The following is a 16,736-nucleotide window of genomic DNA, read 5'->3' on the forward strand; positions in this document are numbered from 1 at the left end:
TAATTCTACAAGCGAGAAGCCATCCTCTTGATAAGAAGAAACAGGGCTGCCAGTACTTTATACCAAAGGAACTAAAAAGGTGCTCCGTCTTGCTTGTTGAAATTATCCCTACCAGCGTTGTGAGTTTTGAAGTGAGAACAACTATCTCCTACAACTCATGCCTTGCTAGTGTTAATTTTTCCTGCGCAATACATGAAAACTTAATTAATTCCTTTGGTATCATGCAAAGTAGTGATTTTCCGTGTAATTTATTCCCTTTTGAGCCGTAAGCAAAGCCATATTCTAAAACACTGTCTTGCCATTGTTTTAGAAGTGCAGGTGTTGAATACCAGTAAAGCGGAAACAAAAAAACAATCACATCATGTGCTAACAATCTTTGCTGCTCTTTTTTGATATTGATTTTAAAATCTGGATATTCTTTATATAAATCAACGCTTGTTATGTTTTTGGTGAGTGTTGCGACCTTAAATAATGCATTATTTATAGTTGATGTTTCAATATTCGGGTGTGCAAGGAGCACTAATACCTTTTTCATAGAGAATTCCTCTGTTTAATGTTCAATTGTGGCTATTTTTTTCATATAGCCACTCAGTGAATTAGACTAAAAATAAAGAGATCTTAGTTAGTTGGATGATACATTTTTGTAGAGAGAGCAATTCTATTCCAAGCATTGATCGTTACAATCTGCATAATGCATTGTGCCAGTCCATTTTCGCCTAAATATTTAAGCGCGTTAGAGTAGGTCGCGTCAGTGACCCCTTTTTCTGATATCAATGTGACCTCTTCAGTTAACGCCAGTACAGCGCGCTCTTTTTCGCTAAATAAAGGTGATTCTTGCCAAGCGGTTAAAGCATATAAACGTTGCTCTGTTTCGCCATTGCTTCGGGCTTGCTCAGTATGCATTTGAATGCAATAAGCACATTTATTAATGATCGATGCTTTTACTTTGATAAGCTCTTTAAGAGAGGGCTCAATATCTGTTGTTGCTAAATATTGCTCTAGTGCAATCATTGGTTTGTATGATGCTGGCTCAAGTTGGTCGACTCTGATCCTATCTTGCATGGTGTTTCCTTTTTTGTGTGGGTGGAGAAGTTGTAAAGATTGTATATAAGTCGAATAAAAATTAGAATACTCAACTAATGCATATCAGTTTTGCGTTTTACGCAAAGGAAAGAGGGGCGTCGTTATGTTAGATTTGATCCGTGTATTTATACAAACTGTCGATTCAGGTAGTTTTACGAAAGCGGGGGCCGTGTTAAACATGGTGCCGTCATCAATTGCTCGTAATATAGATAATTTAGAAAAAGAGCTGGGTGTTACTCTTTTTAAACGCAGTACACGTCAGCTATTAATAACCGAAGATGGCCAACAATTTCTAGGTGGAGCAACCAAGCTTTTACAAGATGCTGATAATTTAGTTGCCTCAATGTCGAAAATTAATCGGGAGCCAGAAGGGATCTTAAAGATATCCGTATTTGAAAGTTTTGGTCGGCAATGTATCTCACCTATTCTTCCCGAGTTTTTACAACGTTATCCGAAAGTACAAGTGGAAATTGAATTAGATAATCAAATGATCGATTTGAATAGCGAGAATGTGGATATCGGGATCCGTATCGGCAGGCCCGCAGACTCATGTTTACATGCAAGAATGCTACTGACAAATCATACCCTATTGTGCGCTTCTGCCGATTATTTAGAGAAATATGGCACACCCAAAACGCCAAAAGATCTTATCCATCATAATTGTCTATTGCTCGCAAATGACAAGCAACGGACTTATTGGTATTTTAATAAGAACAAACAACATTTAAAAATTCCAGTACGTGGAAATTTACGCAGTAAAGGTGGAACGCCATTACTTGAAGCTGCTATCTATGGGGGAGGGATTGTACAAATGTCTCGTTGGATGATGACGCCATTGATAGCCTCAGGAAAAGTGATCGTATGTCTTGCTGATTGGAAAGCGTCTTTATATGAAGGCTCAAGTGCAGAGATTTATGCGGTGTACCATGGCAGTAAGTACCCAAGACCCGCATTACGTGCTTTTCTCGATTTCTTGATGGAGAAAGTAAACGATAAAACCCTATGACGTTTAATTTGCGTTGTCTTGTCATGACGGCAGTGGCATAAATAATTAGCCTGATCTGTTTAAAATTAAAGCGCTTATCCTGTCACTAGGCACTGCATTTTATGCGTCAGCCATTAATAAGTGATTTAGCCATCTTGATTTTAAATCCAATTAAAAAGCTTTAAGCATCAGACAGATGCCCCCTAATTGAATATACTAAGTCGGAGAAAATGCGGTTTATAAATTTTCACGGCAATGCGTGAGTTGTAGGAGAGTGTTGTTCTCACTTCAAAACGCACAACGCAGGGTGGGATAATTTCAACAAGCAAGATGGGTAACCTTTTTAGTTCCTTTGGTATAAGTCTGAGAAATGATTATTTTAGGTTATGACGCCATGATGGCGATTAAATGAGTAGAGTATTCTTTTGAAAATATTAATTACGGGTACGGCAGGCCGGGTTGGGCGCGCTATATATATTAAGCTAATGAAATACCATGAGGTTGTTGGTGTTGATTTAACGCCATGCTCCACGGTGGATCACATTGGGGATATTCGAGATAAAGCCTTAATGAGTAAAGCGCTCCATGGCGTCGACGTTATCGTGCACTGCGCAGCATTACACGCTCCACATGTGGGTATCTTTAGTGATGCTCAATTTGTAAGTATTAATGAAGATGCAACGCAAAACTTAGCGTTACAAGCCATACAGCAGGGTATTAAACACTTTGTATTTACCAGTACAACGGCGTTGTATGGGTATGCTTCAACACCCGAAGGTATGGCTGGGTGGATTGATGAAAGTGTGCTTCCAAAGCCTAAATCGATATATCACCGCACGAAGATTAATGCGGAAAAAAAGCTTGAAAACATTTCAAATCATTTTAATTTCCCCATTACTGTATTACAAATGTCGCGCTGTTTTCCTGAGCCGGTTGATATGATGTGCGTTTATCGCTTAACGCGAGGCATTGATGCGCGCGATGTTGCCAGTGCGCATTTATGCGCGATTGAAAAACGTTTAAATGGCTTTAATCGTTTTATCATCTCAGGAAAAACGCCTTTTGATCCGTCATGTTGCCGGGCCTTATTAGAAAACGCATCACCTGTCATTGGAGAGTATGCCAGTGATTTGGCCACTGAGTTTTTAAAGCGAGGCTGGGATGTGCCCAAAAGTTTAGATCGTGTTTATGACTCAAGGGCCGCCCAACGCGCGCTAGATTGGCAACCGTCACATGGATTTGAGAGTGTATTAGCGATGTATGACAGTGAACTGGCGGAAGTATTACCGGTCAGAAAATAGAGTTATAACGTTACTACAATGTTAGGTATGGAAGATAGTGTACATTCTAATATTGCGATGATGGGATCTCAGGATCCACTTTATTTTAGAATTTTTAATATCAAGGGTTATAGATAAGTGGATTTAAAGGCTGGAGAATTAAAGAAGCTCTCTTTAGAAGAGAGCGCAAAGGAACACGCTCTCTTCTAAATCTAAGATATTATGAAGGGATCAATATTTTAGTGACATTTTTTAAATATATTTTCAGCTTTTGCAAAATCATCTAAAGTATCAATTTCAATCCATTTTAATCCAGTAATATCTAAGATATTGAAGATAACATTTTTGGCAATAAGTCGTTCATATGCTGCTTCGTAATACTCTTGATGATGTTTTTCATCGCTCATCATCTCTTTTAATTCTGAAAACAAGCGTTTTGCAGTACTATTACTTATTTTTTCAATACCAATAGACTCGCCGATAGCATCTTTAGGGGCGACATCTTTACTGGCTTTAAGAACCTGATTTTTATCATTGATGATAATTTTTATTTCTTCTGCATCTAGATTTATCTGGGTATCAACACATAAGCAATTTTCATATTCAGATGCGATGAGTTGTTTAAGGATCTCAATATCAAAAACCACATCCGCATCAAATTTTATAAAAGAAGAATCCTTAACGAGCTCTTCTGCCAGCATTAAAGAGTAACCTGTATTCGTTTTGGTATAAAATTCATTGGTAATAAAATGCGCATTTAAACTCGGGAAATTCTTATTTATAAAATCTTTAATATCATTTTCTAAATAGCCAAGAATAAATACAATCTCAGTAATACCACATTTGACTATATTAGAAACCATCATTTCTAATATAGTGTATTCACCTATTTTTAATAAACTTTTAGGGCAGTTATTCGTTAAGGGTCTTATTCTTGAGCCAATACCGGCAGCTAAAATAATGGCTTTCAGGTTTTTATTATTATCTTTCATAGTTATCAATAAATCTTTTGTTAAATATACTTGTTGATAGGAAATAAGACGGCATTTTAGAATGGCGTCTTATTTGGTTATTTGGTTATTTATATTGTTTTCTAACTCTTGGCCTCGTTGTAGTCCTCGATATAAGCCATAAAATATCTGACTGAGGGCAAAGATCCAAAGCATGGGGGTAAGTAGATTAAAGATCAAAGAAAACGATAACATAAAGATAAAAACGCCTTCATTAAAAGATAGGATTTTTTTCTGCTCTTTAATAAACCAACATAAATTATCGAGGAAACTAAATTCAATACCAGCAACATTATTTTGTTGCACTTTATTTTTAGACAGAGAGTCTAAATAGTGGCAATCCTCCTCCATGTGTGTGTAGATCGTGATGTATTTTACATAGCCTCGTAAAGAGTAAAATGCGATCCCTAATAAAGCTAAACAAATAGGAAGAACACTTTCTGATTGTGCATAGGCAGCGAATCCCACTGAGCCGAACCACATAGTGACCTGAATTTGATCTGTTAATTTATCGTAATAGGCTCCCGATGCAGAAGTCGTTTTTCGATAGCGAGCCATTTGTCCGTCCATACAATCAAAAACATGGCTTAGGGTAATTAAAATAGCGGCAATAATAAAATTTTGCATGCCTCCAACAAGGATAAAGACACATGAAAGGATAGCGGTTAAAAATGAAATTAAAGTGATTCGATTAGGTGTTAAAAATTTCATGTCGACCACAATATAATTGAGTAATATTGCTAATGGAGACGTTACAAAAGAGGACCACCACTCATCATCTTTAGTTTTGGTTGCCCATAATGTTTTTAATTTAGTGTTCATAAAGCAATCTCTCTTTTTTCATCATTTATAATAATCAAATTATCTTTATATTTGTTTTTGTGGGTTAATAAGTGATCCACTTCAATATTTAATAGATCATGCAATATGAGTTTTAAACAATTTAAAAAATATTGTATGTCATGAAGCGATAGCTCTCCAATATTGCCGACTTGAAAAACTTTACCTAAGAAACAGCCTTTCCCTTCATAAATAATAATAGATTTATCGCGTAGTTTTTCCCGCAGAATGCTTACATCTATATTAGACGGGACACAAACCGTTGTTAACATTGAGCACATTTGTTGGGGCTCAATTAAAAATTTCAGCCCTAACTTAGTAATGCCTCGTCGTAAAATATTCGCTTTATTTCTGATATCTTTATAATAATTGTTGATACCTCGATCAATAAGGTTGGATAAGGCTTGATCTAATGCATAAAAAAGATGCACCGCTGGTGTATTGGGTGTTTGTGACCAATTACACATAAAACGGTAAAAAGTATATAAGTTAAGGTATGTGGTTTTAGCGGGTAAATCTTTTAGCTTTTCAAACTCTGTTGTTTTACCGATGACAAATGATAAGCCTGAATATGACGCGATAGCTTTAGAGCTTGAGCTGGAAATAAAGGCAATATTGCATTTATCCATCTCAATAATTTCTACACCGGCACTGCTGACGCAATCGACAAAAAAAGTGATGCCGTATTTTTTAGTGAGCTTACCAATATCAGATAATGAATTTAACATCCCTGAACTGGTCTCATGGTGAACCATTGCAATAATATCAATCTTATTGTTAGATAAATAATCTTCTATGATGTTTAAATCAAGGGATTTCCCCCAGGGGAATGACAATATATGAGTGTTTTTATTGTGAATTTTAGATATGTTATTCAATCGTTCGCCAAATTCACCATTAGATAATATAAGGATATGTTGATCACTCACAATGGATGACAATATAGATTCATTGGCAGCCGTTCCTGATCCGGTAATAATCACGGCGCGATAATTATTATGATCTACATCGAAAATATGTAACAGTTTAGTCTCAATACTATTGAGTAAAGTTTCAAACTCCACTTCACGATGACAAATATCTTTTTTAATGATAGCCATTTTCACATTACTGGCTAAATTGACTGGGCCTGGTGTAAATAATAAATCTTTTTCCATTTTATGATCACGCCTATTAATATTTAATCGCCTATTCCTTAAAATTGCTTGATCAGTTTTACGTTATTTATTGCTGATAAAAGAAGAAAAGTGATAAATAAAATTAATGTAAAATACTTACAGGTTATAACGTAGTTCATTAAAACTTTCATTTTTTGATAAGAATCATCCCTAGAATTTATTCGGGGCGATCGTCTAATTCAGGTTTCGGGTGAGTGTTACTGTTTTAGGTGTTTATTTGAAATGAAACGTACTTTTTGGGGGAGGTACCCATGCAATTTGAAAAGAGATTACTCCATATGATCTTTGCTAGCAAGAGATATTAACACTATCCATGTCAAATATAGATGAATAATAAAGCGTATTATCAACGCCTTGTCTTTTGGTTTTTATTATTTTTTTTTGTTGTTTATTTGTTTTGATAAAAGATTTTTTGTTTTTTGTTATATTAATAATTCCATATTCATAAGTCTTATCTATTTTAATAAAAACAGGGTGTATTTAAAGGTTAAATGTCACATGTAAGAGACTGATTTAATTTGTTTATAGTATTATTGTGTTAAATTCCAATCGCTTTATGGAATAGATCGTTTGATGGGTTGTGTCTGTTTTATTCTCAATGTCTCATTTTGATTATAAAGATAAGAGCAAAGGAATTGCTTTGTTATTAATATCACTATTAATAACGTGAATGTTTTGAAGAGGGAAAATCATGCAGAATATAAAAGATTTTGATTTACACTTACTTGATTTATTTGTCACCATTGTTGAGTTAGGCGGGTTTTCAGCTGCGCAATCAAAACTAAATATGCACCAGTCAACGATCAGTACCAAAATGACGACGCTAGAAGTGCGTTTAGGGATGACCTTATGTCATCGAGGGCGTCGGGGTTTTTATTTGACCAATGATGGTGAGAACGTTTATAAACTCTGCCTAAAAATATTTAATGAAATTGCCTCGTTTGAAGAAGCATTGAATAATATTAGAAACATATCCAACGGGCATATTATATTAACCTTAACCGATAATATTGCGACAAATCCTAATTGTAAAATCAAAGATGCCATCAAGTCTTTTTCTAATCTTTACCCAAAAATAACCATGAAAACAGATGTATTTGATTCGTTTCAAATTGAAATGATGCTATTAGACGAGCGTATAGAGCTTGGCGTGACATCTTCAGAAATAAGAAAAAAAGGTTTAACGTATCTCTCTTTATTTGATGAAACACAATCACTTTACTGCGCCGCCATGCATCCTGTATTAGACGTTAAAGGTAAATTAAGCGCAAAAAAGATGGCTGCTTTTAATTTAATTGATCGTGGTGTTTCGCATAAAATAACGCCATTAACTAATCTAAATAAAGGCGAAAATGTTGCCACTAGTGTCAATATGGAAGCGACCGTGCATTTGATTTTATCGGGGAATTTTATTGGCTATCTGCCCGATCATTTTGCAGACATTTGGGTATCAAAAGGCGAAATGATAAAAATTAATGCGCCGGATTTAGATTATACCGCAGCCTTTCATCTCACACTTTTAACCTCTAAAGAATTATCATTAGCCGCACGAAAACTAAAAGATCTTATTATTAAGGCGCATACAATATAAAGGCTTGATTGCTATTAGATCATTACATCGAATTTGAACAATGTAAGCATATAAAACGAGATATTTTACATTTACTAAAAAAAACTTAATGTGAATAAAATATCAGATAATGGAGTTTTATATGCATAAGTCACCTTGCATTAATATAGATTTGGGTATTATTAAATCCAATACACAATCGTTAATTAAAGAATGTAAAAAACATGGCGTGATCCCCTGTGGTATCGCCAAGCTTGCCTGCGCAGAGCCAAAAGTAGAGCAAGCTTTAATTGATGCTGGCATTCATCTTATTGCCGATCCCCGCATTGTTAACCTTAAAAAAATTAAACACTTAAACTGCATAAAAATGCTGCTAAGAATGCCTTCTTTGAGCGAAATTGAGGATGTGATCACATACTCTGACATCTCCTTAAATACGGAAATAGTCACGCTAAAAGCGTTATCTGTTGCCGCTATCAAGCAACATAAAATTCATAAAATCATTATTATGCATGATCTTGGAGACCTTCGAGAGGGCGCATTTTATGAGCAAGAAACATTAACCTTAGCAGAGCAGTGTATGCAGCTTAAAGGCCTTGAACTTGTTGGTCTTGGCAGTAATTTGGCGTGCTATGGCGGTGTTGAACCTACGTTTGAAAATCAAACTCAATTGTTACAGATTGCTAAAAAAATTGAAAATAAAAATGCCATTAAATTAACTTACATTTCGGGTGCAAGTTCAGCCGCTTTGCCTTTAATGCTCAGTGGTAAATTACCCAAAGGTATTAACCAATTAAGGTTAGGTGCTTCCTTATTAATGGGCATCGGACTAAATGATGATGTTATCCCCAATACCCAACAAGATGCTTTTACGCTGAGCGCTGAAATCATTGAAATTAAAATAAAACCATCTGTTCCGCTCAATTCAACAGCAAAAGATGCCTTTGGTCATAAACCTGTTTTTGTTGATAGGGGCAACCGAAAACGCGCTATTTGCGCACTGGGGAAACAAGATATCGATTTCTCTCAATTATTTTTAAAAGATAAAAATATTATGCTGATTGGCGGAAGTAGCGACCACTTGATTTTAGATATTACCGATGTAGAGCCCGCCCTACAGATAGGAGACAGTGTTGATTTTACACTTTCCTATAGCGGTATTTTACAGTGTATGACATCAGAATATGTGCATAAGAATTTTTGTTAAAGAATAAATTTAAAAAAAACAATCAACTTTAGATGAGGTTAGACTATGTTCAAAATAAAAAAGTTTCCTAATACGTTTACGATATTATTTGTTTTAATTGGTTTTTTTGCGCTACTCACTTATATATTGCCTGCGGGGGAATATGTACGCGAGATGAACGAAAGTTTAGGCCGTGAAGTGCCAATACCTAATTCATTTACAATCATTGAATCTTCACCGCAAGGTTTTTTTCAGACATTAATGGCGCCTATATCCGGCTTTTATGATCCCTCATCTGGGATGATTGGCGCGGTGGATGTGAGCTTGTTTATATTAATGGTAGGTGGGTTTTTAGGTATTATCACTAAAACGGGTGCAATTGATACCGGCCTTGCACGGATAATGGACCGATTAAAAGGCAAAGAGCTTTATATGATCCCGTTATTGATGTTTCTCTTTGCGATTGGAGGCACCACTTATGGGATGGCAGAAGAATCGTTAGCTTTTTATGGATTGATGATCCCGCTATTTATGGCTGCCAGGTTTGATCCCTTAGTGGCGGTATCGGTGATTTTTGTTGGCACGGGTGTCGGCACCTTGGGTTCAACTATTAATCCTTTTGGTACGGTGATAGCCTCAAGTGCTGCCAGTATCGATTTTTTAAGTGGTATTAGTTTACGTCTTTGTATTCTTGTCATCGCACTTATTGTCAGCTGTGCGTACATCATGCATTACGCGCGTAAAATTCAAAAAGATCCCCGCGCATCACTGCTTTATCACCTTAAAGAATCAAACGAAAAACACTTCTTTGCGAATAAAGCAAGCAATCCCAACGTGCTATTAACAACCTCGCAAAAAGGTGTGCTTATTTTATTTGTAACCACCTTTGCCATTATGATTTACGGTGTTTCTATCTTGGGCTGGTGGATGGGTGAAATGGCCACTTTATTTATTTTCATGGGGATTTTATGTGGAATAGTGGGGCGTTTAAAAGAAGATGAGTTAATTAATTCCTTTATCGCCGGCGCCGCTGATTTAATTGGTGTTGCATTAATTGTTGGTGTGGCACGTGGCATTGTTGTGGTGATGGAAGCCGGGCATATTACCGATACAATTTTGCATTATGCAGAAGCGTTTGTGCAAGGTAAAAGCTCCATCTTATTTATTAATATGATTTACCTAATAGAGATGATGTTATCTTTTATTGTTCCTTCAACGTCGGGTCTTGCTGTAATGAGTATGCCTGTTTTAGCGCCATTGGCTGATTTTGCAGGCACAGGCAGAGAGCTTGTTGTTACCGCATTTATGAGTGGTATTGGTACGGTTTTATTTGTCACGCCGACCTATGGTGTGTTAATGGGTGGCCTTGCTATCGCGCGTATTCCTTATATCACTTGGCTCAAATTTATTGCGCCATTAGTTGGATTTTTCATCGTGATGAACTGCATTATTTTATCATTAGGGGTAACGGTATTTGCTTAATATGAAACCTCGATATAAGTACTCGATACTTGGTTAATGATTAACAAGTTATGGTTAAAAGTAGGTTTAAAGGCTCTTTGTCTGTGCAGAGGGCCTTTTTATATATCAAAGGAGAATCTTTGTAACCTATTAGCTCTTTAAAAAAGAAGATGAGAGCAAAATGCTTTGCTGATGTTATTGTCTGTTTACATTAAGATGCAATACACTTGAAGACATTTATGCGTCATTTGTCATCAATAAGGCGCTAATTGCTATTTATTGTTCTGCTCACTATCGAGCTTCATTATTTTATCTTTATCCTAGGAAATATTTATGAAAAATAAATGCCCTAAATTATTCAATATTTTAATGCACGCTATGCTGGGATTATTATTTGTCGGGGTATCGACGCCGGCCTTTGCGACCTCTGATTGCGATCAGTTTAAAGGATGTGAAAAAAAATACTGCGCCATTGAAAAGCAACTCAGTATTGCAACGGAAAAAGGTAATGAACGCAGAGCAGATGGACTCCTTAAAGCCTTGGGTAATGCTAAATCATATTGTACGCATCAAGGGTTAAAGGATGATGTGACGTCTAAAATAGACGCGATTAACATTAAGATCAGTACTTATGATATTAACCTTAAAAAGGCCAGAGAATACGAAAGAGAGGATAAAGTACGTAAGTATCAATATAAAATTAAAGAAGCCAAAATCAAACGTCAGTATCTACAAAATACATTATCAAACCTCGAATAAATTGCTTGAATTCTTATTAACAAACTTAGCGTTACTTGTATGGAAAATAAAGATAAGGCTCTAATATATTCAATCAGAGCCTTATCTTTATATTAAGATTTTTTAAGTTTACCTACAATATAAAGCAGGCGTTTAGTGAGCGCGTTACATTTTAAGTGCCTTTGTTATTTTTACGCGAGGCAATTAAGGAATGTATAAAGGCAAGTGCAATAAATCCGGCTCCAATGAGGCCGGTAAGAATTTCGGGTACATGAATGAATGTTTTCAAAAACATGATGATAGCAAGGGCAATAACCGCATAGAATGCACCATGTTGTAAGTATTGATATTCTTCTAAAACATTATTTTCAACAAACATGATCGTTAAAGAACGTACGAACATCGCGCCAATACCAAGCCCCGTGGCAATAATTAATAAGTTAGTTGTGATAGCAAAGGCGCCAATGACGCCATCAAAACTAAAGGATGCATCGAGAAGCTCTAAGTAGAGAAACATACCTAAACTGCTTTTGGCAACAACGACTGTGCCATTACATGAGGCGCGCCGATCTTCTCTTTTTTCCATTTGCGCCGAGATTTTATGGATCAATGTAAATGCAACGATACCACTGGCACCAGAGGCGATAAATGAATATTGATCCGCATCGGGTAAGTAGAGCCCTGCTATCAAAAGAATACCTAAAACGGTAAAAATAGGCGCTGAAAACTTCAATTTACCAATATGTAAAAGAGGGCGTTCAATAATACCTATCCAATGTTCTGTTTTATCTTCATTTAAAAAGAAATCTAAACCCACCAATAAGAGAAAGGATCCACCAAACCCCATCAAAGAGATATGCGCACTCTGCATTAAAACTTGGTACTGGGAAGGGGAGTTGATAGCGATGAGTATGGCAGACCAAGGCGAGACGCCTGCGACGACAGAGACGACAGCAACAGGGAATATCACGCGCATGCCAAAAACAGAAATTAAAATTCCCCAAGTAAGAAAGCGTTTTCGCCATAACGCATCCATCTTTTTAAGTACCGTGGCGTTAACGACCGCATTATCAAAAGAAAGAGAAATTTCGAGGACAGATAATACAAAAATAAGAAAGAGCGCTTCAAAACCACCGATCAAATATCCAAGTAAAGCGCCTATGAATGTGACTAAAAAACTACCTCTAAAAAACCGTAAGTTACGCATTGATAAGACCTTCTCTTTTTAATTGTTCTCAAAAATATAGGTATTGAATATATCAATTCAGAACGCAGGGCTCAATAACAAAAATCAAATTTTTATCGAGGTGGTGCCGTGTTGGTGTTGAGATTAATGTCATAAAAATGATTCGGTTTATTCTAAAGGGAGGGAGAGGCTTATAGGATAATTTTTAGAGACGTTATCAATAAGCCAATTATATTTATTTTCGAATGAGTTTATTTATGATATTTCTTGTGTTTCTTTATATCTAAAGCACGAGGTTATATGATCGTTAACCATGCCAACCGCTTGCATATAAGCATAACAAATAGTCGGACCAACAAATTTTAAACCTTTCTCTTTAAGACCAATGCTCATTTTTTTAGAGACCTCTGACATGGAGGGGACATCTTCAATGCAAGTCCATTGATTATTAATGGCCTTACCCCCGACAAAGGACCAAATGTAGCGATCGAAGCTACCGTACTCTTGTTGAATCTCTAAAAAACGTTTTGCATTTTCGATACAAGCATTAATTTTCATCTTATTTCTAACTATTTCTGCATTATGACGTAAAATTTCGACTTTTTTTGTACCGTAGAGTGCGATTTTATTCACATCAAAGTTGTCAAAAGCTTTTAAGTAACCCTCGCGTTTTTTGAGAATAGTTAGCCAGCTTAAGCCCGATTGAGCGCCCTCAAGAATAAGCATCTCAAACAACATACGGTCGTCATGTATGGGAACTCCCCATTCTTCATCGTGATAATGTATTTCTAAAGAGGAGGTATTTGCCCAGTCACATCGTTTCATTAAATATAATTTCCTTAGCGCTTAATTCGATAGCGTCACTTAAAAGGTCACGGATAAACTCTCGTCATTATCTATCATCTTTTAAGTATCTAATATAAGTCTTTAATGAGCAGGTTATGGAATTAACCTTCAATTTAATGCTCATGCTTACGTTATGTGTATCTTACTGCTTTTTGAAGAGTTAAAAGTCGATAGGCTCTTACTTTTAAATTATATTTTTTTTATTTTAATGAGAAAAAGTGACACTGTAAGTTATTTTATATAGCATCATTTATTCATTGTTAAAAACAAACCCAAGAGTACAATGTAAGCTTATTCCTTTGCGTATTTGTTCTTAATATGTGTTGCTTATCTCATCACGAAATTTTATAACAAAAAAAACTCCCTGTGTATCATGTTTTTATATGATGCATTTTTATTAATAAATACTTGGCCTAAATACGAAAACACTTACCTGTTTATCTACTTTAGTTCATTAAATCGTGCCCCAATATACCTTTGTTTTAAGATGAAAATTAGGATCATAACCTGTACAGGTATAAATGATCTTAGCGGAGAGAATAGGTATCAGTCACATTATAATTTGTTTTAGGACGTAGTTTATGGCAAAAAAGTTACATTTTATGACCTCTATTTTTTACCATCCCGCTGTTAATTTTAGTAGTCGTGTTTCGACCCTGTTTTTTTTGATTTTTGGCGCAGGTTGGTTAACAGATCATCTCATGTTCTCTGTGATAGCTGCCTCTGCGATACCTGCTGCCTTAATTAGTGGCATTGACCAACCCAATAAGGATTGTTGTAAACACCTGCTTATATTGTCATTGGCTTGGGGGCTTGCCATATTAAGCAGTTACACCTTAATGCGATCAGACCTTCCTATTTGGCTCGTTTTCTTTCTTTGCGGTTTTGTATTTTCATTAGGGGCATTAAATGGTGAGTTTTGGAATCGTTTAGGATCGTCTTGTTTATTTATATTAGTGATGGTCTTTTTTCTTTTTTCAAAGCAAAGTCCAACATATCAATACGCCTTGTTAGTGCTTGGTCCCGCATTATTTAGCCTTTTAAGCTGGTTATGGTTTTCAATTTGGCGACATATCGTATTACGATCTGCCCTAAGTACGATCTATGTCGCGTTAGCCGATTATATCTATTTACGCCAATGTGCATTATTGGGTGAGTCGTTGATTAAAATAAAGTTAAATAAACAAAAACATCTGTTAGTGGGGTTGATCTCACAGGCATTTCAATCCTCATCATTAACTAAAAAAGAAGATCCTGCATTAATCAAATCATTATATGTGGCCAATGAGATGTTTGAGTTGGCACTTACAGGTCATTCGATGCATCCAGATTTACACAAAAAATTTAAAGATCCTATTTGTAGCACACTACTTGTAAATTGGAGTGATGCTTTGCAACAACGATTACGATCGCTTGCTATCGCCGTAAAATATAAAAGAACACCTTCGTCACAGACTCCTATTATTGAAGCCGCCCAGCGCCTAGTGCATCAAGTTGTTGTGCCAGAGTATATTCATTTACAATTTTGGGGACGAAGTATTTTACTGCTTAGCAAGTTAGTGGATATCAATGAACCCCGCTATCTTTGCGCTAAAGATATTGAAGTTTCATCACAATCATGGCACTGGCCAACATGGGATCTTAACCTTTTAAAATATGCCGGGCGTATTGCATTGATGTTGGCACTGGGTGCAGATATTGCACAATATTTTGAATTATTGCGTCCAGATTGGGTTGTTTTATGTATTTTAATGGTAATAAAATCGGATTTTTTAGCAACGCGTAGCCGTATTTTTGAGCGCTGTCTGGGCACTTTGTATGGTTTAGCATTTGCCGTTATTTGGATTGAACTCGGCGTGAGTGATCCTGTTTTGATTGTGCTGATGATTGTTTTATTACCCATTTCATTCTTTCTTTATATGATCAATTATATGTTTTTTATGGCGGGGATCAGTGCATTTATTGTATTAGTGTTTGAATTGATATTGCACCAAGGCTTATCTTTTGTATTGCCTCGTTTACTCGATACCCTTATAGGGGCGAGTATTGTTTATCTTGGCTATAGCCTATTATGGCCACAATGGAGAGGCAAAGAAATTCATCATAAAAGCATCGAATCGATTCAAGCAGTGGGGGGTATTTTAGCGTTTACTTTTAATTCATTACGGCGTGATGCTGCGCAAGAGGTTGATAAAAAAGAATTAACGCAGGTTAGACGCAATATGTTTATGAGCGAGCATGCCTGGGAGCTGGTGTTAAAGGAAATGCAGCAAGAGCCCGTGCACACGCATATGCAAAGTGACTATTATGAGCAATTATTACAATTACATCGGCAATTAGTACATTATTTAACGGTACTGAGTGTTCTCATCAGAGAAGGTGCTCGCTATAAAAAATTAGGGATATTTCAACAAGAAGTACAACAGGCGGTTGATGCTTTAATTGTGCTTCTTCGCACTAAAAAAGAGACCGAGTTTCCTTCTTTTAGTCAGGATCATGATAGGTATTATGACGCGGAAAGTATGGATCAAAATGGTGTTCGTTCGTTGTTGTTTTTATCTGTCAGCACTTTAAAAAAAATGCATGAAATAAGTTTAAAGCACTTATGCCCTAATATTATTAAAGAGTGACATTAAAATAAAAGGCATAAGTGTTTGATGCTTGTTAAAACGGGCTTTCTTTCTGTTAAGAGTTAGCCATAAAGGTTCCGATAACGAAAAACACCATCCCTATTAATTGTATAAAGAAAGGTTTTTTAGCCACTGGCCAGTGCACAACAGTAAAAATAAACGTAACCGGCATTAAAAATAGACACAAGAGGCCCCAAACCAGACTCATTTTAAAGGCTTGGATCACAAGTAGTATTCCACCAATAATACATATAATGAAGCCAATGCTCATTATTATTTCTGCCATGTTACTTCCTCATTTAGACGTAGTTTAAAAGCGCGGATCATCTTTACAAGGAAGACTATTAGGCTCTGCTACTATTTTTACATTGGGGCAGTTTTCAATAAAATAGAGAGCTTCATCTTGCGAGTTCATTTGTGTGCAATATTGACGATCATCACACGTAAATTGAACGTTATCTTTCTTTAAAAAATGCTCTACTTTACCTTTTAATTGAGTGACCAAATCATTGACGCCTGACTTTTCTTCTGTGGGGTAGAACTTCCAAAGAGTGGTGGCCAGGAGGATCAAAAAGATAAGTTTTTTCATAAGTTGCTCGTGCCTGTAAGTGTATGAAACTTGACCGTATATATTACATCATATATTTATCTTTGGAAGTGTAAATTTAGAGTATGTGCTCGTGTTAGCCTGAGCATTAAAAATAGTCAATAAAATCATAATGCTACTGTTTTGTGGTGAAAAC

The 16,736-nt window shown here is 36.0% G+C and carries 15 protein-coding genes and 1 pseudogene; 7 read left to right on the plus strand and 9 right to left on the minus strand.

Annotated elements, in window-relative coordinates; translation table 11 throughout:
- Positions 1-217 precede the first annotated feature (217 nt).
- A pseudogene (locus PCNPT3_RS05710) lies at positions 218-535 on the minus strand (NAD(P)H-dependent oxidoreductase); the annotation flags it as partial.
- An 83-nt stretch (positions 536-618) separates the two neighbouring features.
- Complete coding sequence (locus PCNPT3_RS05715; RefSeq protein ID WP_015464923.1) at positions 619-1,062, minus strand: carboxymuconolactone decarboxylase family protein; 444 nt, start codon at positions 1,060-1,062, stop codon at positions 619-621.
- 124 nt (positions 1,063-1,186) lie between these two features.
- Between PCNPT3_RS05715 and PCNPT3_RS05720 the strand changes: the two genes are divergently transcribed.
- A complete protein-coding gene (locus PCNPT3_RS05720) occupies positions 1,187-2,089 on the plus strand; it encodes a LysR family transcriptional regulator (RefSeq protein ID WP_015464924.1) in 903 nt (300 codons plus the stop codon).
- 404 nt (positions 2,090-2,493) lie between these two features.
- On the plus strand, positions 2,494-3,369 hold the full coding sequence (locus tag PCNPT3_RS05725; protein ID WP_015464925.1) for an NAD-dependent epimerase/dehydratase family protein: 876 nt from the start codon (positions 2,494-2,496) through the stop codon (positions 3,367-3,369).
- Between the two features lie 218 nt (positions 3,370-3,587).
- Here PCNPT3_RS05725 and PCNPT3_RS05730 read toward each other — a convergent pair whose 3' ends face one another.
- From PCNPT3_RS05730 to PCNPT3_RS05740, 3 genes are all read right to left on the minus strand, one after another.
- Positions 3,588-4,340 (minus strand): phosphocholine cytidylyltransferase family protein, encoded by a 753-nt coding sequence (locus PCNPT3_RS05730; RefSeq protein ID WP_015464926.1) that lies wholly within the window; start codon positions 4,338-4,340, stop codon positions 3,588-3,590.
- A gap of 69 nt (positions 4,341-4,409) precedes the next feature.
- Positions 4,410-5,180 carry a CDP-alcohol phosphatidyltransferase family protein gene (locus PCNPT3_RS05735; RefSeq protein WP_015464927.1) on the minus strand — a complete coding sequence of 257 codons (771 nt, stop codon included), beginning with the start codon at positions 5,178-5,180 and terminating at the stop codon, positions 4,410-4,412.
- Positions 5,177-6,355, minus strand: coding sequence for a pyridoxal-phosphate-dependent aminotransferase family protein (locus PCNPT3_RS05740; RefSeq protein WP_015464928.1), 1,179 nt, complete (start codon positions 6,353-6,355; stop codon positions 5,177-5,179). The genes PCNPT3_RS05735 and PCNPT3_RS05740 overlap by 4 nt, the downstream gene beginning before the upstream one ends.
- A gap of 712 nt (positions 6,356-7,067) precedes the next feature.
- Here PCNPT3_RS05740 and PCNPT3_RS05745 point away from each other — a divergent pair.
- The 4 genes from PCNPT3_RS05745 (at position 7,068) to PCNPT3_RS05760 (ending at position 11,352) form a co-directional block, all read left to right on the plus strand.
- The gene (locus PCNPT3_RS05745) at positions 7,068-7,967 is read left to right on the plus strand and encodes a LysR family transcriptional regulator (RefSeq protein ID WP_015464929.1); all 900 of its coding nucleotides are present in this window, start codon (positions 7,068-7,070) and stop codon (positions 7,965-7,967) included.
- Between the two features lie 121 nt (positions 7,968-8,088).
- On the plus strand, positions 8,089-9,153 hold the full coding sequence (locus tag PCNPT3_RS05750; protein WP_015464930.1) for an alanine/ornithine racemase family PLP-dependent enzyme: 1,065 nt from the start codon (positions 8,089-8,091) through the stop codon (positions 9,151-9,153).
- 45 nt (positions 9,154-9,198) lie between these two features.
- Complete coding sequence (locus PCNPT3_RS05755; RefSeq protein WP_015464931.1) at positions 9,199-10,614, plus strand: YfcC family protein; 1,416 nt, start codon at positions 9,199-9,201, stop codon at positions 10,612-10,614.
- Positions 10,615-10,926: 312 nt separating this feature from the next.
- Complete coding sequence (locus tag PCNPT3_RS05760; protein WP_015464932.1) at positions 10,927-11,352, plus strand: DUF1090 domain-containing protein; 426 nt, start codon at positions 10,927-10,929, stop codon at positions 11,350-11,352.
- A 151-nt stretch (positions 11,353-11,503) separates the two neighbouring features.
- Here PCNPT3_RS05760 and PCNPT3_RS05765 read toward each other — a convergent pair whose 3' ends face one another.
- Both PCNPT3_RS05765 and PCNPT3_RS05770 read right to left on the minus strand, forming a co-directional pair.
- Positions 11,504-12,538, minus strand: coding sequence for a DUF475 domain-containing protein (locus tag PCNPT3_RS05765; RefSeq protein WP_015464933.1), 1,035 nt, complete (start codon positions 12,536-12,538; stop codon positions 11,504-11,506).
- Between the two features lie 234 nt (positions 12,539-12,772).
- A complete protein-coding gene (locus PCNPT3_RS05770) occupies positions 12,773-13,342 on the minus strand; it encodes a DNA-3-methyladenine glycosylase I (RefSeq protein WP_015464934.1) in 570 nt (189 codons plus the stop codon).
- 602 nt (positions 13,343-13,944) lie between these two features.
- On the opposite strand from PCNPT3_RS05770, the gene PCNPT3_RS05775 reads away from it, so the two are divergent.
- Positions 13,945-15,993 (plus strand): FUSC family protein, encoded by a 2,049-nt coding sequence (locus PCNPT3_RS05775; RefSeq protein WP_015464935.1) that lies wholly within the window; start codon positions 13,945-13,947, stop codon positions 15,991-15,993.
- Positions 15,994-16,048: 55 nt separating this feature from the next.
- Here PCNPT3_RS05775 and PCNPT3_RS05780 read toward each other — a convergent pair whose 3' ends face one another.
- On the minus strand, positions 16,049-16,279 hold the full coding sequence (locus PCNPT3_RS05780; RefSeq protein WP_015464936.1) for a hypothetical protein: 231 nt from the start codon (positions 16,277-16,279) through the stop codon (positions 16,049-16,051).
- A 24-nt stretch (positions 16,280-16,303) separates the two neighbouring features.
- Positions 16,304-16,582, minus strand: a complete 279-nt coding sequence (locus tag PCNPT3_RS05785; protein ID WP_015464937.1) for a hypothetical protein — start codon at positions 16,580-16,582, stop codon at positions 16,304-16,306.
- Between the last annotated feature and the right edge of the window lie 154 nt (positions 16,583-16,736).

Origin of the sequence: Psychromonas sp. CNPT3, assembly GCF_000153405.2 — a bacterium.
Taxonomy (GTDB): Bacteria; Pseudomonadota; Gammaproteobacteria; order Enterobacterales; family Psychromonadaceae; genus Psychromonas.